The following is a 23139-nucleotide window of genomic DNA, read 5'->3' as shown; positions in this document are numbered from 1 at the left end:
GATGCGTCTGTCACGAGGGGGAGCCTTACTCGTCCTTCTGGTCGGGGGGCCGGCGGCCACGAGCGCGCACGCGGTCACGCGCGAGCTCGCCGACACGCCGACGTTCGTTCTCACGTTCGGCCGCTCGGTTCTGAACGAGCTGACGTTCGACACCTACCGGACGCCGTTCGACGAGCTGCAGACGCGGCCGTACAACCTGCTCTTCGCCAACATCGCGCGGATGTCGAACTTCGGCGCGTGGCCCGGTCAGCAGGGAAGCTACGCGCGCTACGTCGACGGGGTCATCGGGAACAACGGAGCGACCGGCGTCGAGAACCAGGCCGACGCGATCAACGGCACGATGATCCGGCGCGAGACCGGGACGTTCGCGTGGGGCCTCTCGGCGGCGGTCCTCGCCGGCACGATCAAGAGCGACGCCACGTCCGGTGGGCAGACGTTCGACGACAACAACGATCTCAAGTCCGCCGACGTCCGCGGCGGTGCCGCGTTCCAGCTCAATAACAGCACCGTGCTGGGCGTGGGGCTGCGCACGGTCTGGGCGAGGCACGACGCGACCAGCTCGAACTTCGCGCCCGGGGTCGGGGGCTTCAACGGCGTCGACAACTTCGATCAGCTCGACATCTCCGCCGACGCGGGCGTGCGCCGTTTCCTCACGCCGACGAGCAGCTGGGAGATCGACGGCGTCCTCGGCTACGGCAGCTCCACGAAGGACGTCTACAGCGAGGACATCGACGACACGGGCGCCGTCACCGATCGCTTCACCAGCACGAACTACGACATCAACGATCTGAGCTTCGGCGTGACCGGCGGCTACAACCGCCTCCGCAAGGAAGGGCTCGGCGAGACCGAGTACCGCGGCGGCCTCTCGTGGTCGCAGCGCAAGCTCGGCAACTCCGACCTCGCCTCGTCCGAGACCGGCGGCGTCGTCACGCCGGACACGACCCTCCTCGGCCAGAACCCGATCACGACCCTCTCGGGCTTCGGCTCGGCGCGGATGATTTTCCAGGCGGGAGAGACCGAGATGTTCGTCGGCGCGCGCCTCGGCTACGACAAGGCGAGCGGAAGCTCGGACGTCGACGCCGCCGGCACGCCCGTCCGCGAGGAGATCGACGACTCGCAGATCGCGCTCGGCCTGACCCTGGGCGTCCGCCAGCCGCTCTTCAAGGACAAGCTGCGGATCATCGTGAGCGGCCACGCCGATCTCCTGGACTCGCAGACGAAGACGACGTTCGACACCGGCTCCCAGAACGACAAGGCGACGCTCACCGCGGCGCAGTTCGCGATCGGCCTCGAGACGGTGCTCGCGAACGTCACGCTCGACCTCGCGTGGCTCACCGGCGAGGCCGCGCCGTCGAACCCGATCCCGATCGGCATCCCGGAAGGCTCGCGCCGCACGATCCAGCTCGACAAGCTCGTGCTCTCGGCGGCCGTGTCGTGGTGAAGGTCCGAGCGAGCGTCCTCGCCGTGGCGGCGCTCGCATCGGCGTGCGGCGGTCCCTCGAACCCGGTCACCGGGAACGGCGGCCGCACGACGCTCCTCGAAGTCCAGACGCAGGTTCTGACGCCGCGATGCGCGCTCTCCGGCTGTCACGTCGGCACCGGTGCGCCCTTCGGCCTCGACATGAGCAGCGTCTCCGCGTCGGCGGCGCACCTCGTCAACGTCGACAGCGGCGAGAACGCGTCGATGAAGCGCGTCCTGCCGGGCGACTCCGCCAACTCGTACATGTACTGGAAGATCACCGGAAACCCGGCGATCGGCGGCCAGCAGATGCCGCTCTCGGGCGGCCCGCTCTCGCAGGCTCAGATCGATCTCGTCGCCTCCTGGATCGACGAGGGCGCGAAGTGAAACCTGATCTAACCTCGAAAGAGGTGTTGAGGTTCCGGCGTCCCTCGTCGATTCCCCTCGCAGAATCGGCTCCGCTCGCCGACCTCGAGCGCGCGATCGACCAGCGCCTCCGCGTCGTGAAGCGAGCGCCGCGCGTCCAGTTCTCGCCCCTGTTCGCGGAGACGCCGCCGGCCGCGAAGCGGAAACGGAAGATCGTCGTCGCGGTGAGCATCGCGGCGCACGTGCTCCTCGTCGTCGTGGTCGTCCTCATGCCGAAGCACGTGCAGTCGATCGACGACCCTCGGCTCCCGATCGAGATCGTGCTCGCCATGGAGCCGCCGAAGGTTCCCGAGGTGAAGCTCGCGCCGGCGGCACCGAAGCCGTTGCCGAAGCCGGCGCCCAAGGCAAGGCTCGAGCAGCCCCGCGAGGAACCGCCGCCCCCGCCGGTCGCCGAGGCGCCGAAGCCGGTCGCGAAGCCGGAGCCGGTTCCCGAGATCGTGAAAGCGGAGCCGCCGAAGCCCAAGCCCGAGGTGAAGGTCGGCCTCCTCGACGAGTCTCCCGCGGCTCCGAACGTTGTCGCATCGCGCACGTCCCGCTCCCCGGTCGTCGTCGGCGCGGGGTTCGACGGCGGCACGGCCGGCGGCACAGGGACCGCGGCGCGCTCAGGCCGCGTCGTGCAGGCCGCGTTCGAAGAGGCATCGACGAAGACGAAGGGACGCTCGGCGCCGGCCACCTCGGTCAAGGCGGCGGCGTTCGACGCCGAGGCGGCGCCCAAGAAGCGCGACGCCGAGGCCACGCGGCCGCCGTCGGTCGACGACACCGACGTCGAGATCCTTACGAAGCCGAAGCCGGTCTACACCGAGGAAGCGCGCGCGCTCCACCTCGAGGGCGACGTCGTCCTGGACGTCGTCTTCGAAGCGTTGGGGACGGTGCGCGTGATCGGCGTGGCGTCCGGTCTCGGCCACGGGCTCGACGAAGCCGCCGCGGCGGCCGCGAAGAAGATCCAGTTCGTTCCGGCGAAACGGGATGGCACGCCGGTCGACCATGCCGCGAGGCTGCGCGTGGTCTTCCGGCTGGCATGACCTCGAGGGAGGAGACGCAGTGCGAACCGCAATCGTGATGTGGGGCTTTCTCGCCGTTCTGCCCGCCGCCGCGGCGGCGCCTCCGGCCGCCGACGCGCCTTCGGCGCGCATGGATCAGGTCCTCGACGCCGCGATCGCAGGGGAGCAGGCGCTCGCCGTCCTCCTCGAGTCGCACCGGCCGGTCGTCGAGACGTACGTCCAGACGGTCAAGCCGGATGCGGCGCTGGGCTTCGTCCCCGTGAGGGACAACTACTTCTTCGGACGGCTCGAGCTCGCGTCCACGGGCGAGCCCGCGAAGCAGAAGAAGTCCGACAAGAAGAACAAGCAGACGCTCTCGCTCCTCCAGGACTTCCACTCGGCGGTCTTCAAGCCGGAGGACTTCTCCCGCATGCTCCTCCTCGATCGCGGGTCGTTCGACCGCAACACGTACGAGTTCCATTTCCTGCGCTCGGAGTTCCTCGGCGACGTTCGCACGCTCGTCTTCGACGTGACGCCCAAGGAAGGAAAGCCGCTCGACCGCTACCGCCCCGGGCGCTTCACCGGCCGGATCTGGGTCGAGGACCAGGCTTATCGCATCGTGCGCTACAACGGGATCTACGCCTCGAGCCTCGCCGCCAACTTCCACTTCGACAGCTGGCGGACGAACGTCGGCCAGGGCCAGTGGCTCCCGTCGTACGTGTACACCGAGGAGGCCGACAAGACGTCGCGGCAGCTCAACCTCTCGTACCGCGGGCAGATCCGCGTCTGGGGGTACCAGCTCGAAAAGCCCGACGCGGACGACGAGTTCACGAAGGTCATGCTCGAGACCCCCGTCGCGCACGACGCGAGCGACGGTTCCGGGCAGACGTCACCGGTCGAGGCGGCGAGGCAGTGGCAGCTCGAGGCGGAGGAGAACGTCGTGCGCCGCCTGACGGACGCCGGCCTCCTGGCACCGAAGGGGAAGCTCGACGCCATCCTCGAGACCGTCGTCAACAATCTCGAAGTCACGAACAACCTCGAGATGGATCCGCCGGTGCACTGCCGCGTCCTGCTGACGACGCCTCTCGAGTCGTTCACGATCGGACGCACGATCGTCCTCTCCCGCGGCCTCATCGACGTGCTGCCTGACGAAGCGAGTCTCGCGGCGATCGTCGCCCACGAGCTGGGCCACGTCATGGCCGGCCACGAGCTGGACACGCGCTACGCCTTCACCGACCGCGTGCTCGTCGGCGATCGCGAGGCGGTCGCGCGCTTCCAGTTCGAGCGGACGCCGCAGGAGGAGATGGAAGCCGACGCGAAAGCCGTGGCGCTCCTCAAGAACTCGCCTTACAAGGACAAGCTCGCCGCGGCGGGCCTCTTCTTCAAGGCGCTGCAAGCGCAGGCGAGCGCGCTCCCGTACCTGATCCAGCCCCACTTCGGGAACGGCCAGGTCTACCGCATGGCGCCGATCGTCGACGCCGCGCCGGCGCTCGACCCCGGCTCGATCACGCAGATCGCGGCGCTTCCGCTCGGCGGCCGCGTCCGCGTCGACCCGTGGACGGCGGCTGCTTCGTTGATGCCGGGAGCCAAGATCGCCCTGGTCTCGGCGCGGGAGAAGATGCCGTTCCAGGTGACCCCGCTCATGCCCTATCTGTCGCGGATCGACGGCAAGAGCGAGCCCGAGAAGACCACGGCGACGCTGGCGGAGAAAGCTGCCAGCGCGCCGCGGTGAGGGTCCGTCTCGAGGGCAGGCACCGATCGAGGTCGCGTTCGCGGGAACATTCGCACTGACGGAGCCGTCTGCCTCGCAACGGCTGTGGCGCCGCGCTTTCGGCTGCGATTCTCTCCCACGGAATGGACGCGTGAGGCGACAATGCGCGTTGGGAGGACGCCATGGACGCGTTACGTCGAGCGGGGAGCGTGATCGGCGGCGCCGCGCGCCGGTTCGGCCATGGTTGGGTCGCGTTCGTCGAGATCGATCTCCTCTACAAGGCGATCGGCTTCGCGATCCTCACGCCGCTCATCGGGCTCCTCTTCAAGCTCTTGATCGCCCGGAGCGGCCGTACCGCTCTCGCCGACGTCGACATCGCGCTCTTCTTCTTCACGACGAGGCCGGGCGTCGTCGCTCTCCTGCTCGTCTCGGGACTCGTCGTCGCCGTCTCCGCGCTCGAGCAGGCCTGTCTGATGGCGACCGCGCTCTCACGCGAGAGGGGCAACGCGCCGCGCGTACGCGATGCCTTCGCCTTCGTCGCCGCGCGATCGTTCGCCGTGCTGCGCCTCACCGTCCAGCTCGTCGCGCGCGTCCTCTCGATCGTGGCGCCGTTCGCCGCCGCCATCGGCGGCGTCTACTGGATCTTTCTGCGCCGGCACGACATCAACTATTTCCTCGCGGCGAAGCCGCCGGAGTTCCTGGCCGCCGTCGCGGTCGCGGGTGTCGTCGCGGCCGTGATGGCGTTCGTGCTCGCGCGCAAGATCGCCGCCTGGCTCCTCGTCCTGCCGATCGTCGTCTTCGAGGGCACGCTCCCCATCCGCGCGTTCGGCGAGAGCGCGCGGCGGATGTCCGGGCGGCGCGTGCCCGCGGCCCTCGCCCTCGCCGCGTGGGCGGCTTTCGCGGTCGTGGCCCCTCTCGCCGCGAACGCCGGCCTTCGCGCTTCGGGGCGGGGCCTGGCACCGCTCTTCGGCGCGACGCTCGCGGGGATGCTGGCGTTCATCGGGTTCGCGCTCGTCGTGGCGCTCGTCGTCACGCTCGCCGTCGCCGTCGTCGTGTCGGCGATGTTCGCGCTGGTCGTGATCGCCTTCTACGTCGAGACCGCCCCCGCGACGATCGCGCTGCCGAAGCCTTACGCCGGTGCCATCGAGATCGAGGGCAAGCGCTTCCCCATCTCGTGGAAGGCGCTCACCGCGATCGTCGTCGTCGCCGTCCCCGCAACCGCGCTCCTCGCCAACTTCCTGATGAAGGCGACGTGGACCGATCACCCCGTGCTCGTCTTCGCGCACCGGGGCGCCTCGATCGATGCGCCGGAAAATACCCTCGCCGCGCTCAAGCTCGCGGGGCAGGAAGGCACCGACTTCGTGGAGCTCGACGTGCAGGAGTCGAGGGACGGCATCGTCCTCGTCGCCCACGACGCCGATCTCATGAAGATCGGCCGCTCGCCCTTGAAGATCTGGGAGAGCGATGCGGCGGCGCTGCGGGCGGTCGACATCGGCAGCTATCGCGGCCCGCAATTCGCCTCCGAGCGCGTGCCGACGCTCGCCGAGGCGCTCGACGCCTGCAAAGGCGTCTGCAAGGTCGACATCGAGCTGAAGGACTACGGCCACGACGAGCGGCTCGAGGAGCGCGTCGCCGAGATCGTCGAGGCCGCCGGCATGCAAGATCACATCGTGACGATGTCGCTGTCGGCGCCGATGACCGCAAAGATGAAGCAGCTACGGCCGCAGTGGACCTCGGGGCTCCTCGTCGCGAAGGCGATGGGCGACGCGAGCCGCCTTCCGGGCGACTTCCTCGCCGTTCAGGCGTCCATGGCGACGCGCGCGTTCATCCGCCACGCGCATGCCGCCGGCAAGTCCGTCTACGTCTGGACGATCGACGATCCCGCGAAGATGCTCCGGTACATCGGGCTCGGCGTCGACGGCCTGATCACGAACCGTCCCGCCCTCGCGAAGCGAGTCGTCGCGGACTACGCCGCGATGCCGCCGGCGCAGCGCCTCCTCGTCTTCGTCATGACGCGCCTCGGTGCGACGGGCGACGCCGCCGACCTCGAGCAGTAGGGGGACAGTAACCAGGAGTGATGGGGGACAGCTTCCGAAACTCGAACTGCGAGTTTCGGAAGCTGTCCCCCATCACTCCTGGTTACTGTCCCCTTACTGCTCCGAGGTACTTGTCGAGCCAGGCGAGCGACTCCTTGATCATCTCGGTGCGCGGGACCGAGTGGCCGCCGGGGAAGACGAGGCGCTTCTTGTCGGCGGACGGCGCGCCCAGCAGATCGAACATCGGCTTCTGCGACGTCTCGGCGGGGAAGAAGAAGTCGAGCTCGCCGTTCAGGATCAGCGTCGGCTGCTTGACGCGGCCGACGTAGTTGACGACGTCGACCTCGGGAAGCGCGCGCTGGAATCCCAGGCCCGCGACGTAGAGGACGTTGCACTTGATCCGGTGCTCGACGGCGGGGAGGATCGCGCCGAGCGCGCCGCCCCAGCTCAGCCCGTAGTAGGCGATCTTGCCGGCGTCGAGATCCTTCCGCGACTCGACGTAGTCGATCGAGCGCGCGAGGTCCTTCGACCACATCGTCACGTAGTCGCGATACTGCGCCGTCGGCGACGCATAGTCGGTGTGCAGGTCGCCGCCCCGCTCGTAGGTCCCCTTGTAGATCGGGAAGAGCATCGCGCGGCCGGTCGTGACGAGGAAGTCGACGCGGCCCGCATCGAGCGTCTCCGACGATCGCGTGTCGATCGAGCCGGAGCCGGGAAACTGGATGACGACCTGGTACGGCGGCTTCGCATTGTCCTTCGGCGGCAGGAAGAGGTACGCCATCATCCGCTCGCCGCCGTACGCCGCATTGAACGTGATCTTCTGGCGGACGCCGGTCGGGAACTCCTTCTCCTCCTCGATCTTCGCGTCGAGCGGCGTCTTGTCGTAATCGAACTGACGGAGGTACTGCGCGAAGACGGCGTCCGGGACCGGCTTCTCGCTCTTGAAGTCGCGGAACTGCCGCTCGATCGCGCGATCGAGCTTGGCGAGGTTCGGCTCGGGCTCGATGAGCTTGATGCAGCGGAAGCCGTCGGTCGGCGCGCGGTCCCACGCCGGCTGCGCGAACGCGTCGGCGAACGCGTAGTCGGGATCGTTCCACCCTCCGCCGAGGATGAAGCGATCGTTCCCGGTGCCCGATGGGTTCGAGACCCACTCGCGCACGTTGCCGGCGAGATCGGAGACGCCCCACCGGTTGGCGCTCTTCGTCGTTCCCACCGCGACGAGATCTTTCCCCGCGAGATTGGCCATCGGGATAATGCGCGAGCTGGCCTCGGTGAAGGCGACGCGGTTCCAGTGGAAGATCGTCGGCAGGCGCTCACCCGCCCACTCGGCATACGCCGCGGCTTCGTACCAGCTCACGCCCGCGACCGGGAACTCGTCGTGGCCCGCGGGGAAACCGCCGATCTCCCACGTCGCGGGGCCGGGCCGCCCGGTCCTGTCGACGCAGCGCGCCATCGCCTCGGCGAACGTGAGCGTGCGCGCGCCGTCCTGGAACGGCTCCTTCCAGTACTTCGCGTCGGTGTAGCCTCCCGCGTCGACGAACTTCTTGTACTCGCGATTCGTGACCTCGTGCCGGTCCATGAGGAACGCCACCGTCGGCTCGGGCGCAAGGTCGTCGAGCCCCGGGATGAAGAGCGGACCCGACTGCGGCGGGATCCACGCCTTGTCGCCTTGGATCTCGCCGGGCGCATGGAACGTGTAGCTCCACGCATCGCCGACGAGGCTGAGGTTCCAGACGACGTCGTCGACCGGCGCCTTCCCCGGCAAGGCGAGATGGAGGCGCGTGAAGCCCAGGGGGTAAGCGAACTTCGTGAGCGGCGTCTTCCCGAGCGGCACCGGCGGCGCATCCGGCTCGTCGTAGTAACGCGCGACGACCTCGGCCCCGGGCGGATCCGACGTGATGTCGATCTCGCGCGAGAACTTCTTCCGGAGGCTCTCGACGAGCGGCTCGCCCGGCGCGACCTCCTCGATCTTGCGCGCGAGCACCCACGCGTCCCAGGCCTCCCTTCCTTCTTGAAGGCCTTGGATGTGGTCGATGATCGACTGGAGCTGCGGGAGCGCTTCGTTTCTGACCCACGCCTCGCGGTTGTGCTTGCGTACGAAGCACGCGCCCATGACGGCGACCTCGATCGCAGCGAGGATGCCGATCGTCGTGAAGAGCAGCCTCTTCGTGCGCGTCGGGATCCGCGCGCCGAGCGGCGCCGAGATGAGCTGCGTCTGGAGCGCGCGCAGATCGTCGCGCACACCCGAAGCGTCGGCGTAGCGCCGCGCCGGGTCCTTCTCGAGGCAACGGGCGACGATCTTGTCGAGCGGCTCGGGCGCCGACGGCGCCACGCTCGTGACGCGCGCGGGCGTATCGCGAAGGATCGCGGTCAGCGTCGAGACGGTGTTGTCGCCGGCGAACGGCCGGCGCCCCGTCGCCATCTCGTAGAGCACGATACCGAACGAGAAGACGTCCGAGCGCGGATCGACCGGCTTGCCCTGCGCCTGCTCCGGCGACATGTAGGCGACCGTCCCCATGAGCGTGCCCTGCTGCGTCGTCGTCTGCTCGCGAAGCTGCGTCGGCGCATCGGGCGCGGGTCCGGCCACGCCGGTCTTCGCCAGGCCGAAGTCGAGGATCTTCGGCCGGCCCTCGGCGTCGATCATCACGTTGTCCGGCTTGAGATCGCGGTGCACGATCCCGTTCCGGTGCGCCGCCGCGAGCCCGTCCGCGATCGCGAGCGCCAGCTCGACCGTGCGCCCCGGCACGAGCCCGCGATGGATCTCCTCCGCGAGCGACCGTCCGCGCACCAGCTCCATGGCGAGGAAGCGAATCCCGTCCGCCTGATGGAGCCCGTAGACCGCCGCGACGTTCGGATGGTTGAGCGACGCCAGCACCTTCGCCTCGCGCTCGAACCGGTGCAGCCGCTCCGGGTCGGCCGCGAACGCCGCCGGCAGGATCTTGATCGCCACCTCGCGGTCGAGGGTCGTATCGACCGCTTTCCAGACGACGCCCATCCCGCCTTCGCCGAGGCGCTCGATGAGACGGTAATGAAGAAGCATCCGGCCGGGTTCGAGGTTCAGAGCGCCACCCCCGTGAGGCGGCGATTGTAGACGCGCGGGCGATTTGCAGCGCTGCCTCTCTCGGGGTTCCCCTAACCGCGGGCTGCGGCGTATCGTCATGGCAACCGTAGGGGGCCGTCGATGCGACGCAACCTCATCGTCTGGGGAGCCGGTGCTTCGATCGCTGCTTGGGCAGCGCTCGCCGCCGAGCCGGCGCCGGAGCCGAAGCCGCTCCGCAAGGGGCTCGTGGAGTCGGTCAAGACCGAGCTCGTGCTCTTCGACGTCGTCGTTCTCGACCGCGCCGGAAAGGTGGTCTCGGGCCTCACGAAGGACGATTTCGATCTGACGATCGCCGGCCGCTCCGTGCCGCTCGTCGCCGTCGATACGCCCGACGCCGGAAGCGAGAAGCCGAGCCTCACGCTCCTCTTCGATTACCAGCACCTCGCCCCGGTCGATCGCACGCGCGCCGTCGAGATGGCGCGGAAGACGATCGCGGAAGGAGGCGCCGCGGGCTCGCCGGTGTCGGTCGGCGTCTTGACCGGATCGCTCCGGGTCGAGCAGGCGTTCACCGGCGACACCGGCCGGACCGACTCCGCGTTGACCGCGATGGAACGAGACTCGAGCTTGTTCCCGAGGATTTTCGAGCACTACGACGAGGACGGCTTCGTCGCGGGCATGACCGCTCTCCTCGATCTTCTGGGAACGTACTCGGGACCGAAGGCAGTCGTCCTCTACTCCGACATGAAGGACCTTCCGCTCGAGGATCAGTTCCGAGAGATCGCCGCGCAGGCCGCCGCGTCGCGGTGCACGATCTACCCGGTCAACGTCCGCGGGTTGCAAGTCGATGCGCTCCCGCCATCCGCTGCACCGCCTCCACCGTGGGCCGAGCCCTCCGATTGGGGGAGACAGCAGGCCGACAAGGTGCTGGCCTCGCAGGCGACGGCAGGCGGTTGTGGTTGAGGCCCGAGACCAGAGCCGGGAAGTTCTCCCCGCAACGCCGCCACGTACGCCAGGCCCACCCCTTCGAAGTTCTCCGTCGGCCTTCCCTACACCGTCAAGGTCAACAAGTACGCCGAGCCGCACATCGTTCCGCTGGCACGCCTCGGCGTCGAATCGGGCGGCGCGCTGACGGAGCGCACCAACGCTTCCGACCTGGCGCTCGACCTGGCGCTCCGGCGCGCGGCGGGGAATTACACCTTGTCGTTCAAGGACGATGGGCCGCGCGACGGCCGTCCGCGGTCGGTCGAGGTCTGGCTTCGTCCCACCGGCTTGCACGCGGTGCATGCCGCCGTGTTCGCTTCTCGAACCGACGCCATGAAGCGCGCGTCCTTGCTGCAGGCCGCGTACGTCTCACCCGCCCTTTTCGACACGGGCGTCGTTCACGCGTCCCTGATCCCGGTTTCGCTCCGCTCGCGCTCGACGTGGCGCGCCCAGCTCGTCGTCTCGTTTCCGGTCCAGCCGCGCGCTGCCGGCGAGACGGGGCCCTCCGCGAAGCTCGAGGCGGCGGTGAGCCGCGGACCGGACGTCATCCAAGAGGTGGCGCGCGACGTCACGCCGGCGGCCGGCGAGCCGGTCGTCTCGACGGTGATCGAGACCGTCGATCTCAAGCCGGGTAAGTACACGGTCGCCGCGGTGTTGTCCGATCCGGGCTCCACGTTGCCCCGCGCGACGTCGATCGAGGTCGAGGTCCCGGACACGCCGGCCGGGAGCGCTGCGTTTCTCATCGGTCCGGTACTTGGGAAGACGCTCTCCGATTCGCCGGTCGGGTTCGCTCCGTTGCTCGACGCCGGTGTCGATCCCCACTCCGAGCTCGCGATCCTGACCTCCGTCTGCGCTCCCGCCGGCAAGCGCGCGACCGCGCTGCCGAGCGCCCGGCGCGTCCTTCGCGCCGCGTCGGGCGCTGTCGTTCTGGATTTCGAAGACGACGTCACGGCGGGCGACGACCGCTGCGCGCGCCATCTCGACCTCGTGCCCCCCGGCACGCTCGTCTCGGGAGTCGAGTACGTCTTCGAAGCGGGGCTCGGCACCGGTGGCACGAAGGCGATTCGATTCACGGCCGGAACAGCGGAGAGCGTCGCCGCGTCGCGCTAGGCCGCTCGATCCGTGCTCTACTCATGGCCCGATGCGTTCGATCCTGCTCGCCGCGATCGCCGTGACCATCGTCTCTGCCGCGCAGCAGCCCGTGACCATGTCCGCGCTCGAGCCGCTGGACGCGAAGATCAAGGAAGAGCTCATGGGTCCGGCGCTCGCGCGCATCGTCCTGAGCGAGGACGGCAGCCACATCGCGATCGTCGCGCAGAAGCAAAGCGGTCAAACGATGATCGTCGACGGCGTCCCGGGCCCGGCGTTCGACGAGATCCCGCAGATGGCGGCCAACAGCCGCGGCTCGATGACGTTCAGCCGGACGGGCGGTCGCAACGCCTACATCGGGCGGCGCGGCGGCGACTACTTCGCGGTCGTCGACGGGAAGGAAACGATGCCGATCGCGACCGGCGTGTCGGCGCACGCCAACTACTTCGTCATCTCGCAGCTGTGGGGCTTCAGGTTCAGCTCCGACGGATCGCACCTCGCCTACCCTGCGAGCGAAGGCGCCAAGTGGGTGATGGTCGTCGACGGCGTGAAAGGCCCGGCGTACAAGCAGCTCGACCTGGCCCAGTTCACGTTCGCGGGCAAGCGCTTGATCTACGTCGCGATGACCGACGACGAGAAGTGGCACGCCGTCGTAGACGGAAGGCCCGGCCCACCCTACGACGGGATCAACACGCTGACGACGACCGCCGACGGCGACCACTACGTCTATTTCGCGAGCTCGAAACAGGGAAACGTCGCGGTCCGCGACGGCGTGGAAGGCAAGCGCTACCAGGCGCGCCTCGGCGATCTGGAGATGGCTCCCGACGGCCGCATCGCCTACACGGCGACTCACGGAAGCGTGTCGCTCATCGTCGAGGGAAAGATTATCGACCGGGTGACCACGTTCAACGTCGCCGACAACCGCGGTCCCGGACCGCTCCGACGCGTCGCGTGGAGCAACGACCACAAGCGATTCGCCACCATCGAGGCCAACGCACCCGGTCCCGGCGTCACGGTCAAGGTGAATGGGAATCCGGTGGGGACGACGTACGACGGCGCGGGGCAGCTCCTCTTCAGCCCCGACGGCAGCCGACTCCACTTCACGGCGACGTCGAGCAAGGGCACGATCCCCGTCGTCGACGGGAAGGAGCTCGATGCCTGCCGCTCGTACAGTGACTTCACGTTCAGCAACGACGGGCAGCATTACGCGTACTTCGCGCGCACCCAGAACGGCGGCAAGATCTACCTCGACGGCAAGGAATACTGGAAGACGAACGACCTGTCCCCGCACTCGCTGGCGTTCTCGCCCGACGGCAAGCGCCTCGTCGCAGGAACGCTCGCGAGCGCCGCGGGGTTCGAGGCGTTGATCGACGGCAAGGCCGTGCCGGGTTACCTCGGCACGTTCAGCACCCATCTCCACGCCACACCACCGGTCCTCTTTCCGCCGATCGTCTTCAGCCCCGACGGCAGCCGGGTCGCCTTCGTCGCGACGAAGCCGGACGCCGAGACTTCGGTCGTCGTCGACGGCACGTGGTATCCGGGCGCGACCGGGCAGTTTTCCTTTCCGTCGTTCAGCCCCGACAGCAAACGCTTCGCCGTCATGAACTGGAGCGGGAACGGGTGGGCGGTCATGGTCGACGGCATGGCGAGCTTCCCGTACGACGACATGCTCGAGCTGTCGGTCGGCGGCTGCCGCTTCGTCGACGACCACACCTTCCGCTTCTACGGAATCAAGGACAAGCAGGTCTACCGGGTGACGGTGGTACTGTGAGCTGCGGAGGAGATCTTCGATGAACTCAGGCGTTTCCACGGCCCGCCTCGACCTCGCGTCCGGCACCGAGCGCTTTCAGCGGCTCGCGCAGGAGCTGGGGATCACGAGCTTCGGCATCAACCTCATCCGCCTTCAACCGGGCAATCGCGGCCGCATTCACAAGCACGCGACCCAAGAAGAGGTGTACCTCGTGCTCGAAGGGACGCTGTCGCTCGTCGTCGATGGCGCCGAGCGCGACATGACGAAGGGCGAGATCGCGCGCGTCGCGCCCGACGTGAAGCGTCAGCTCGTCAACCGCGGACCGGGGCGCTGCGTCGTCCTCGCAATGGGCGGACAGAACGAGCACGTCGGGAAGGACGGCACCGCGTTCGTGTCGTGGGATGCGAAGGAAGGGAAGCCGCCGCTCGAGACGCCGCTCCCTGAAGACCTGCCGGCGAGCGAGCTGCGCAAGGGCTAGTGGCCGCACCTCCGCTTGCGTGGATCTTCGTCGCCGAGACCGCGCTGCTCGGCGTCGTCGCGATCCTCGTCCCGCGGATCACGCGCCGCGGCTTGCTCTTCGGCGTCTACGTCGGTGAGGCCGCACACGACGGCGAAGCGGCTCACGCGATCCGGCGCGAGTGGTCGCTGGGGATGACGGCCGCCACGATCGCGTGCGTTGCAGCCGCCGCCGTCCTCGCGATGAAGTCCGTGCACCCCGTCGCCGCGATCGCTCCGGAGCTGGCGCTCCTCGCGATCGGCGCCTTCCTTTATGTGAGGGCGTACCGGGCCGCCCGTGCGCTCGCGCAGGCCGCCGCTCCTCCGCCTCCGCCCGAGATCGCGATCGCGCACGCCGGCACCGTTCTCCCGTGGGTCGCCGTCGCCGCGTCGATCGCGGTGAGCGTGTGGCTCGTCGCCGACGCGGCGTCGCGATACGACGCGCTCCCCGACCGGATCCCGATCCACTTCAACGCGGCGGGCACACCCGACGGCTTCGCGCCGAAGTCTTTCGGCTCGGTTTACGCGGTGCCGCTGCTGACGGGACTGCTCGGACTCTTCGTCGGCGGTATCGCGGTCCTGATCGCGCGCACGCGCCCCGCCGTTCGCGCCGGCGATGCGGGCGTGTCGATCGTCGCGCAAGCGCGTTTCCGTAGGGCGCTCGCGCGGTTCCTCGCGGGGCTGACGTTCATCCTCGTCGCGATGCTGGGGTCGATCTCGGCGCTCGCGCTGCGCGTCGCGCAGGGTCAAGCGCCGGGCCTCCCGTCCTCGTTCATCCTCTGGGTATTCGCGATCCTCGCGTGGACGTTCGGCGGCGTCATCTATCTGTTTGCGCGTTACGGCCAGGGCGGCTCACGCCTCGAAGGGGCGACCGCGGCGCCGCTGGCCGACGGCCTCGCCGACAATCGCCGCTGGTGGGGCGGTGTGATCTACGTCAACCGCGAAGACCCGGCGTGGCTCGTCGAGAAGCGCTTCGGCCTCGGTTACACGATCAATTTCGGGAATCCGAAGGCGCTCATCGCGCTCTTCCTCTTCATGGCAGCGATCGTCGCCGTCGCGATCCTCGCTGCCCGCTAGACCCTGGTGTAAGCTCCGTGCGCGAGGCGCGACGAATGAGCTTCCCGGTGATTCGCAAGTCGACTGCTTATCTCTGCGCGTCGTTGCTCGTCCTCGAGCCTTTCGCCGTCTTTGCGCAGCAGCCGCCTCCGGCGGACGCAGCTCCCCCCGCTGCCGTGAAGCTTCCGGCCGACCAGCTCGACTCGCTCGTCGCGCCGATCGCGCTTTACCCCGATGCGCTCCTCGCGCAGACACTGGCGGCGTCGACCTATCCGCTCGAGATGGTCCAGCTCCAGCAGTGGCTCGCGAAGAACAAGGGCCTCAAGGACAAGGCGCTCGTCGATGCGGTCGCGCAGCAGCCGTGGGACGCGTCGGTGCAATCGATGGCCGCGTTCCCCGAGGCGGTCAAGCGTCTGTCCGACGACATCCAGTGGACGCTTCAGCTCGGCAACGCGGTGCTCGCGCAGGAATCGGACGTCATGGACGCGGTCCAGCGCATGCGGAAGAAGGCGGTCGACAAGGGCACGCTGAAGTCCGGCGAGCAGCAGAAGGTCGAGACCCAGACCGTCGAGAGCCAGCAGGTCATCGTCATCCAGCCCGCGAATCCGCAGATCGTCTACGTCCCTGCGTACGACCCGGTCGTCATCTGGGGCCCGCCCGTCTACCCGTACCCGCCGATCTACTATCCCTATTACTACCCGGGCGCCGCATTCGTCTCGTTCGGCGTCGGCTTCATGTGGGGCGCGTTCTGGGGCGGGATGTGGGGCGGCTGCCACTGGGGCGGAAGCAGCAACATCAACATCAACGTGAACAACAATTTCAATCGGGTGAACCACCACAACGGCAACGCCGGCAACCGCGGGAACGGCAACCTCGGCGGCCGAGGGAACGGTAACGTCGGCAACGGCGGCAAGTGGAATCACAACCCCTCGCACCGCGGGGGAACGCCGTACGGCGATCGCGGGACCGCCAACAAGTTCGGCGGCCAGGCGCGCGGCCAGGGGCCTTCGTCGTCGAATCGCATGGCGAGCGCGCAGCAGCAGCTCGGCCGATCGGGCGGCGCGGGCGCCGGCGCGGGAAACCGCTCGCCGGGGGCCGGCGCCGGAGGCGGCGGCAATCGATCGTTCAACCGGCCGAGCGGCGCGAACAGCGTCGGCAGCCGCGACATCGGCGGCGGCGCCTCGCGCGGTGCGGGCGGCCTGGGCGGCGGCTACTCCGGCGGCTTCAACGGAAGCGGCAGCCGCGCCAGCAGCGCGCGCGGCTCGTCGAGCTTCGGCGGCTCCCGCGGCGGTGGCGGCGGAGGGCGACGCCGATGAGAACGTTGACCGTGGTCGCGCTCGCCTTCCTCGTCGCTGCGGCGGCTCTCGCCGCGCCGGGCGCGACCACCGCTCCGGCTCCGGTCAAGCAGCGCTCGTTCCCGACCGCGCAGGCCGCGGCCGATGCTCTCGTCACCGCAGCCGAGAAGGACGACGTTCCCGCGCTGATGGAGATCCTCGGGCCGGAAGGGAAGGATCTCGTCGGCAGCGGCGACGCCGTCATGGACAAGAACCAGGCGGCGGAGTTCGCCAAGCAGGCCAGAGTGAAGCTCGGCATCACTCCCGACCCGAAGAACGCGAGCCGCGCCACCATCGTCATCGGCGAGCAGGATTGGCCGATGCCGATTCCCGTCGTCAAACAGGCGAGCGGTTGGCGGTTCGACACGGTCGCCGGAAAGAAGGAGATCCTCTACCGCCGCGTCGGCCGCAACGAGCTCGACGCGATCGAGGTCTGCCGCGGCTACGTCGAGGCGCAGGAAGAGTACGCGTCCGAGCCTCGCGGCGGATCGAAGGTCGTGCAATACGCGCAGCGCGTCGTCGGCACCGCGGACAAGGAAGACGGTCTCGCGTGGCGCGACCCCGACGGCACGTGGCGTGGGCCGATCGGCGAGAAGATCGCGCAAGCGATCGAAGAGGGTTACTCGAGCAAGACCGAGCCGTACCACGGGTACTTCTTCAAGATTCTCAAGGGGCAGGGCAAGCACGCGCCGCTCGGCACGTTGGACTACGTCGTGAAGGGCATCATGATCGGCGGCTTCGCGCTCGTCGCCGCGCCGGCCGAGCACGCCGTCACCGGCGTGAAGAGCTTCATCGTGAGCCAGGACGGTGTCGTGTACGAGAAGGACCTCGGGCCGAAAACGCTCGACGCGTTCAAGGCGATGGACCGCTTCGACCCCGACCCCTCGTGGAAGGTCGTTCCCGACGACGCGGACACGAAGGCGCCTTAGCTCTCAGTGCACTCGTTCCGTGGCGGGGCTTCCGCCCAATGGGAGTAAGCTCCGCCGGAACGTTCTCACCCAGGAGGAATCACCATGAAGAGATTCGTTCGTGCAGGAATCGGAACGGCCATCGGCATCGCCGCGCTCGCCGGCGTCCTCGCGCTCGCGACACCGCCGTCCCACGCGCGCCTCATCTGCGAGTGTGCGCCGCTCGACGCGCCCGTCATCTGCAAGGGCGGGAAGATCTACGCGAACATGTGCGTCGCGAGCTGCTTCGGCGCCACCGGCTGCGTTCCCTACGGCGGCGGCGGGGTGAACTGACTTTTCTCGATGAAGCCGAGAGTGCCGCGTACCACCGATGGTACGAAACGTACCGCGGGTGGTACGCGGCACCTCACCATCAAAGCTGCAGCGCGCCCGTCCGGATCATGTAAGCGAACCGCGCCCGCTGCTCCGGCCGCAGCATCGCGTGGATCTGGCCGAGCGCCGTCACCACGCTCTTCGCCAACGCCTCCGCGCTCTTGACACGAACCGCGGCGCCGTCACGCGCCTTCGCCTCGTCGAACCCCTCTTGCTCGGCGGCCTCGGCAAACGCGCTCAGCGTCCGCCGGTCGTCGACCGCCGCCTGCGCACGATCGGTCTTGAGCTGATCGAGCACCTGCGCGAGGCGCGTCATCTGCGCTTCGTCGAGCTCCAGCTTGTACGCGAGGAACCGGAGGGGCCGCCGCACGCCGAAGCCGGCCTCGAAGCCGGCGTCGTGGCGCCACGAGTCCTGATACCAACGTTGATAGGGGGAGTGACACTGGTGGTGCATGGCTCGCTCCTCTCGCCGAGGCGTTACGCTCCCGGCGGTGAATCGGCGCCGGCCCGTCGCCAGGCGCCGTGCGGACGCGACTGTTGTAGGACCCGCGCGCGAGGGTGTCAACCGCCGGGCTGCTCCCGAACGGCCAGTATTTGAACTTTTCCGGGCTCGGCCTCGCGGAGCGGCGAGCATTTCATGAGAGGCCGGCGCGCCTGATGGTCGAGGACCATTGCCTCCCCCTCCCTCGGAACTTAGCTTGAGACAACGAATTTCGTTTCCGTCGTCGGGGGGACTTGCGATGAAGAATCTTGGCGTCACGACCGGCCTGCCGCGACTTTTCATCGGATCGTCGACCGAGAGCGTGCCTCTCGCCGAAGCGATCCAGGCGAACCTCGCCGGCTCGATCGTCTCGACGGTCTGGAATCAAGGGGCCTTCCGGCCCGGCGGCACGCTGATCGACGTCCTCGAGCGCAAGCTCAAGGAGTTCGACTACGCCGTGCTCCTCCTGACCCCCGAAGCGCCCGCGGGTCAGGCCGGCCAGCAGCGCAACGTCCCCGCCGGCAACCTCCTCGTCGAAGCCGGCCTCTTCTTGGCGCACCTCGGCCACGACCGGACGTTCCTCATCTGCCCCGACTCCGGCATCGAGCTGCCCTCCGATCTCGCCGGCCTGATCTTCGCGACGTTCCCGCAACACACGAACGGCAACGCGCGCGCGGTGCTCGCGCCGGCGTGCGCGGAGATCGGCAACGCCATCCTGCGCACGGGCTCGAAGCGCCCGGAAGTGCTCCTGCCCGGCCAGGCCGCGCGCCGCCGGCACTTCGACTGGATCGGCACCGCGATGTCGCAGGGCCCCGACAACGCGATGCGCATCGTCAACCTCAGCACCAGCGGCGCATTCCTCGAAACCGCCGGCCCCGCGCCCGACCCGGGCGAGCGCCTCGAGCTGCACCTGCGCCTCCGCGGCGATCTCCTCGTCTTCCTCGAAGCCGAGGTCGTGCGCGTCCAGGAGCCTTCGTGGAAGAAGATCGGCGGCGTGGGCGTGAAGTTCACCGGCGTCAACGATGCGGTGCGCCGCACGCTTCAAGCGTTCGTCGAGGCCGGCGAGAGGGCGGCCTGATGCGCGCGACCCGCCGCGTCGCCGGAATCGCTCTCGCCATCCTCGCGTGCTGCGCCGTCGCCGGTCTCGCCTTAGCCGAGGACGCGCCGTACCTCGAGTACCGCTACATGAAGAGCGCCGGCCAGATCCAGATCACGACCGGCTTCATGGAGCGGAACTCAGAGCTTCCCGCGCGCGCCGCGACGCTCGAGAAACAGGGCCTCTACGTTCTCGAGGCGAACACGCTGCGCACGATCACGAAGATCGAGCACGCGGGCACGCACGAGATCACGACCACGATCGTCGTCTACCCGCCCGCCGGGCACGGCGAGGGCGGCGCCTCGTCGTTCGTCGACCTCAAGGTCGTCATGGACGGCGCCATCCTCGTCGACGCCCCGCTCTGCCGCGCCTCCGAGGGGATCGACCGCATCGCCATCGACCCCGCCCGCCGTTTCGTCACGCTCGACGCGCACGACGGCCTCCTCCGCTTCGACGGCTTCGAGTCGAAGAACACCGTCGACGAGGACTGGCTCACGGCGCGCGCGAAGGAGATGCGCGTGCTGGTGGCGAGAGGGCTCTAAGCCAAGAGGGGACAGCTTCCGAAACTCAAGACTTCGAGTTTCGGAAGCTGTCCCCTCTTACTGCGGTTTCCACCCCGCATCCTCCGATGCAGCACGGAACTCGTCCCGAGTTCCCCGGTCTCATCGATCGGGTGCAGCGTCTTACTCATCATCGGAGGATCCCGCCATGACCACGAGACAAACCCGTCGAACCGTCGTCGCCCTGCTCGCTGCCCTCGTCCTCCCGCTCGCCGCATCCGCCGCGACGCTGTCCGCGAAGAACGCCCGCATCGTCGAGGTGACCGTCTATCCCGACCGCGCCGAGGTCGTCCGCGAGGCGACGCTCGAGCTGCCGTCGGGCGCCTCCACCGTCGAATTCAACGACATTCCGCTCAACGCCGAGAATGACTCGCTCCGCGTCAACGCCAAAGGTGTGCCGGCGCTCCTTGGCGCCGTGACGATCCGGCGACACGCGGAAACTCCGACGGACACCCCCGAGCTTCAGGCGCTCCGCGACGAGGTGAAGCGCCTCGAGGGTGAGCTGGCGAAGCTCGCGTCACAGGAGCGGGTCGCGAACGATCTCCGCGAGTTCCTGAAGTCGCTCCGCGCGACCGCCGCCGAGCGCGAGTCGGGGAACATCGGCGCCGGCAAGAGCGACCCCGCGTCGATCGGCGCCACTTACGATCTGCTCGCCAAGAAGCTCGCCGACCTCGCCGATCAGGACCTCGCGCGCGAGCAGGCGAAGGACAAGCTGAATCGCGAGCTCGAAGTCGCGCGCGCGAAGGCGGCCGCGGGGCCCGGAAGCCGCTCGATCGAATCGCGCGTCGCCGCCGCGGAGCTCGAGACGAAGCAGGCGGGCTCGATCACCCTGCGCCTCGCCTACCTCGTCACCGGAGCGTCGTGGTCGCCCGCATACCGTGCGACGCTCGATCCGGCGACCGGCGAGGTCGGACTCGTCTCCGAAGCGGTCGTGCGCCAGGGCACCGGCGAGAGCTGGCCCGGCGTCGCGCTGCGCCTCTCGACCGCGGCGCCGGCACGCGGTGTCGCGCCGCCGGAGATGATGTCGCGACTGCTCAGGCCTTACGAGCCGAAGGTCGTTGCCGGCACCTTGGACAATGCGACGAAGGCGAAGTTCAACTCCGACTTCGTAGCGGGCCTTCCCGTCGCCGGCCGGTACTATCAGAACGTGATCGGCTTGGCACCCGGCGTCCAGGACCCGGACGGGCCTGGAGTCCCGCCGCCACCGATGCCGACCACGATCGCAGAAGCCGGGCTCGTCCGCTCCGCCTACAACGTCGCTTTCGAAGTCCCCGGCCGCTCCGACGTCCCCGCGGACAACGCCGATCATCGCGTCGTGCTGCGGCAGGAGGAGCTGGCCGGCGCCGTCTCGTATCGCATCGCGCCTGCGATCGAGCCCGCGGCGTTCTTGACCTCGGTCGTGCGCGCGCCGCAGCAGTACCCGCTCCTCTCGGGAGCGATGCGCGTGTTGGCCGGCGGCGCTTATCTCGGCGTGTACGCGCTCCCCGAGACCGCGCCCGGCGCCGAGCTGACCGTGCCGTTCGGCCGCGACAACCGCATCAAGGTCGACCGCGTGAAGCAGCCGCAAGACCACACCACCGAAGGGCTCACCGGCAAGACGCACCAGATCGCCTACGCCTACAAGACGAGCGTCGAGAATCTCCGCGACCGCGACGTCACCGTGATCGTCGAAGACCGCGTACCGGTCTCCGAGGACGAGCGCGTCGTCGTCGACATCGCGAAGACGACGACGCCTGATCACAAGCCGAGCGCGTCGCGGCCCGGCGTGCTCCTGTGGAAGCTGAATCTGGCACCGCACGAGAAGAAGGACGTGGTGCTCGCGTACACGGTGCGCTATCCAAAGGAGATGCTGGTGGCGGGGCTGGAGTAGAAGAAGCGCACTAGTGCCTGTCGCCGAGGCCGGCTTGCCGTTCGAGCGGGCAACCGCGAAAAACGTCATGCGACGACAGCCGTAGGGGCAATCGACCACCCGCTCGAGCTGGCGTTTGAGGAGAGCCTTTGGCTCGACGAGGCGTCTGCGATGCCTCCGTCCGGGCGCGCGGGTTCGCGGAGCCCCGTTCTTGGAGACAGCCCTCACCTGCTTCGAAGCGCCAGGTCAATTCGTCTCCACCGCTTGACCCCGATTCAGTGGCAAGTTTTTTCGCAGCGTTCGCTGGGACGTCGCGACTCCCCCCTGAGCTCAGCCGGATGGCCCGGTCAGAGCCAATGAAAAGGGAGCGAACGTCATGAAAGCGAAAATGTTGCGAATTGGATGGGTTGTCCTGACTGCGAGCTTGCTGGCATACGCCGGATCGAGCGACCAGAGCTCGACGGGCAATGCCCAGAGCACCCCGTCGGCGGACGCCACGGAGTCGTCGGACGTCAGCCCGAGCTTTGTCGAGGAATTCATCGACTCGGCGGGTCGGAGGATCGGCGACTTCATCGACGGTGCAATCGCGGGCGCGATGGGGTCGACTGCGAAGGCAGCGACAGAGAGGGCCGGAGACGCGGTCGCGGGCGCGGTCGGCGGGGTCGTCGGCGGCGCCGCGAAAGAGATCGTCGATGGCGATCATGCCACTACCGACGCCGCCAAGAATCCGGACTCCAGCCCGAGTCTCATGGGCGAGCTGGCGGATTCCGCCGCGCGACGCGCGGGGGACCTCGTCGGAGGCGCGGTGTCAGGGGCGATCGGTGGCGCCCCCGCGGGCCCGGAGGGTGCGGGCTTGGGTGCGCTCGGCGGGGCCGCGGGCGGGACCATCGAAGGTGCGATCAACGAGGTTGTTGGAGATGGATCCTCCACCGGTCCGCGCGACGAGGCCGGCGAGCCCAGCATCACGAACGAGCTCGTTGAATCGGCGGAACGACGTGCCGGCGCCCTGGTGGCTGGAGCAGTCTCCGGCGGGGTCGCCGGTGCTGCCACTGGTCCAGGCGCAGCCCTTGGCGCTCTCGGCGGCGCGACCGCCGGGGCAATCGGGAGCGCAGTTGACGAGATCTTCGGTTCGCAGTCGACCGACACTAACTCGAATTCGGCGAACTCGCGGCCCGAAGTGAACAACGCGGCTCAGCCCCCGAGCGCGGATACATACTCGGCCACGACGGACACTAGCCCGAGCCTGGAAACCGGGAACGGGGTTGACGAGTCGGGGATCGAGGATCCGTCGTTCGGGCCTGGCACTGACGACACCTACACCCAGGATCCGTCGTTCGATCCCAGCACCGACGACACCTACATCCAGGATCCGTCGTTCGATCCCAGCACCGACGACACCTACATCCAGGATCCGTCGTTCGAGCCCGGCACCGACGACACCTACATCCAAGACCCGTCGTTCGAGCCCGGCACCGACGACACCTACATCCAAGACCCGTCGTTCGAGCCCGGCACCG

At 68.6% G+C, this 23139-nt stretch carries 19 protein-coding genes; 17 read left to right on the top strand and 2 right to left on the bottom strand.

Features of this window, described 5'->3' with window-relative positions:
* Nucleotide 1 precedes the first annotated feature (1 nt).
* From VFV19_08895 to VFV19_08875, 5 genes are all read left to right on the top strand, one after another.
* Nucleotides 2–1441 (top strand): hypothetical protein, encoded by a 1440-nt coding sequence (locus tag VFV19_08895; GenBank protein HEX4824417.1) that lies wholly within the window; start codon nt 2–4, stop codon nt 1439–1441.
* On the top strand, nt 1435–1845 hold the full coding sequence (locus VFV19_08890; GenBank protein HEX4824416.1) for a hypothetical protein: 411 nt from the start codon (nt 1435–1437) through the stop codon (nt 1843–1845). Before VFV19_08895 ends, VFV19_08890 begins: the two co-directional genes overlap by 7 nt.
* 23 nt (nt 1846–1868) lie before the next feature.
* Nucleotides 1869–2906 carry a TonB family protein gene (locus VFV19_08885; protein ID HEX4824415.1) on the top strand — a complete coding sequence of 346 codons (1038 nt, stop codon included), beginning with the start codon at nt 1869–1871 and terminating at the stop codon, nt 2904–2906.
* Between the two features lie 19 nt (nt 2907–2925).
* On the top strand, nt 2926–4596 hold the full coding sequence (locus tag VFV19_08880; GenBank protein HEX4824414.1) for a M48 family metalloprotease: 1671 nt from the start codon (nt 2926–2928) through the stop codon (nt 4594–4596).
* Nucleotides 4597–4757: 161 nt separating this feature from the next.
* A complete protein-coding gene (locus tag VFV19_08875; GenBank protein ID HEX4824413.1) occupies nt 4758–6632 on the top strand; it encodes a glycerophosphodiester phosphodiesterase family protein in 1875 nt (624 codons plus the stop codon).
* A gap of 82 nt (nt 6633–6714) precedes the next feature.
* Here VFV19_08875 and VFV19_08870 read toward each other — a convergent pair whose 3' ends face one another.
* Nucleotides 6715–9651 (bottom strand): protein kinase, encoded by a 2937-nt coding sequence (locus tag VFV19_08870; GenBank protein ID HEX4824412.1) that lies wholly within the window; start codon nt 9649–9651, stop codon nt 6715–6717.
* Between the two features lie 141 nt (nt 9652–9792).
* Here VFV19_08870 and VFV19_08865 point away from each other — a divergent pair, with 141 nt between their 5' ends.
* From VFV19_08865 to VFV19_08830, 8 genes are all read left to right on the top strand, one after another.
* Nucleotides 9793–10611 carry a hypothetical protein gene (locus tag VFV19_08865; protein ID HEX4824411.1) on the top strand — a complete coding sequence of 273 codons (819 nt, stop codon included), beginning with the start codon at nt 9793–9795 and terminating at the stop codon, nt 10609–10611.
* Nucleotides 10612–10848: 237 nt separating this feature from the next.
* The gene (locus tag VFV19_08860; protein ID HEX4824410.1) at nt 10849–11742 is read left to right on the top strand and encodes a hypothetical protein; all 894 of its coding nucleotides are present in this window, start codon (nt 10849–10851) and stop codon (nt 11740–11742) included.
* 31 nt (nt 11743–11773) lie between these two features.
* Nucleotides 11774–13492, top strand: coding sequence for a hypothetical protein (locus VFV19_08855; GenBank protein ID HEX4824409.1), 1719 nt, complete (start codon nt 11774–11776; stop codon nt 13490–13492).
* A gap of 19 nt (nt 13493–13511) precedes the next feature.
* Complete coding sequence (locus tag VFV19_08850) at nt 13512–13949, top strand: cupin domain-containing protein (GenBank protein HEX4824408.1); 438 nt, start codon at nt 13512–13514, stop codon at nt 13947–13949.
* Nucleotides 13949–15043, top strand: a complete 1095-nt coding sequence (locus VFV19_08845) for a DUF5808 domain-containing protein (GenBank protein ID HEX4824407.1) — start codon at nt 13949–13951, stop codon at nt 15041–15043. The genes VFV19_08850 and VFV19_08845 overlap by 1 nt, the downstream gene beginning before the upstream one ends.
* A 35-nt stretch (nt 15044–15078) precedes the next feature.
* Nucleotides 15079–16338, top strand: coding sequence for a DUF3300 domain-containing protein (locus tag VFV19_08840; protein ID HEX4824406.1), 1260 nt, complete (start codon nt 15079–15081; stop codon nt 16336–16338).
* Entirely contained in the window at nt 16335–17285 is a 951-nt protein-coding gene (locus tag VFV19_08835) for a DUF2950 domain-containing protein (GenBank protein HEX4824405.1), read from the top strand. The genes VFV19_08840 and VFV19_08835 overlap by 4 nt, the downstream gene beginning before the upstream one ends.
* Before the next feature lie 84 nt (nt 17286–17369).
* Nucleotides 17370–17597, top strand: coding sequence for a hypothetical protein (locus VFV19_08830; protein HEX4824404.1), 228 nt, complete (start codon nt 17370–17372; stop codon nt 17595–17597).
* A gap of 79 nt (nt 17598–17676) precedes the next feature.
* Here VFV19_08830 and VFV19_08825 read toward each other — a convergent pair whose 3' ends face one another.
* The gene (locus tag VFV19_08825; protein ID HEX4824403.1) at nt 17677–18090 is read right to left on the bottom strand and encodes a Spy/CpxP family protein refolding chaperone; all 414 of its coding nucleotides are present in this window, start codon (nt 18088–18090) and stop codon (nt 17677–17679) included.
* A gap of 286 nt (nt 18091–18376) precedes the next feature.
* Between VFV19_08825 and VFV19_08820 the strand changes: the two genes are divergently transcribed.
* The 4 genes from VFV19_08820 to VFV19_08805 all read left to right on the top strand — a co-directional run.
* Nucleotides 18377–19195: a TIR domain-containing protein gene (locus VFV19_08820; protein ID HEX4824402.1), complete on the top strand. Its 819-nt coding sequence runs from the start codon at nt 18377–18379 to the stop codon at nt 19193–19195.
* On the top strand, nt 19195–19755 hold the full coding sequence (locus tag VFV19_08815; GenBank protein HEX4824401.1) for a hypothetical protein: 561 nt from the start codon (nt 19195–19197) through the stop codon (nt 19753–19755). Before VFV19_08820 ends, VFV19_08815 begins: the two co-directional genes overlap by 1 nt.
* A 166-nt stretch (nt 19756–19921) precedes the next feature.
* Entirely contained in the window at nt 19922–21643 is a 1722-nt protein-coding gene (locus tag VFV19_08810; protein ID HEX4824400.1) for a mucoidy inhibitor MuiA family protein, read from the top strand.
* 355 nt (nt 21644–21998) lie between these two features.
* Nucleotides 21999–23139: hypothetical protein (locus VFV19_08805; protein HEX4824399.1), on the top strand; the 1141-nt coding region annotated here is incomplete at its 3' end.

This window comes from Candidatus Polarisedimenticolaceae bacterium, from assembly GCA_036275915.1.
Taxonomy (GTDB): Bacteria; Acidobacteriota; Polarisedimenticolia; order Polarisedimenticolales; family DASRJG01; genus DASRJG01.
This window is presented reverse-complemented; position numbering and strand designations above follow the sequence as displayed.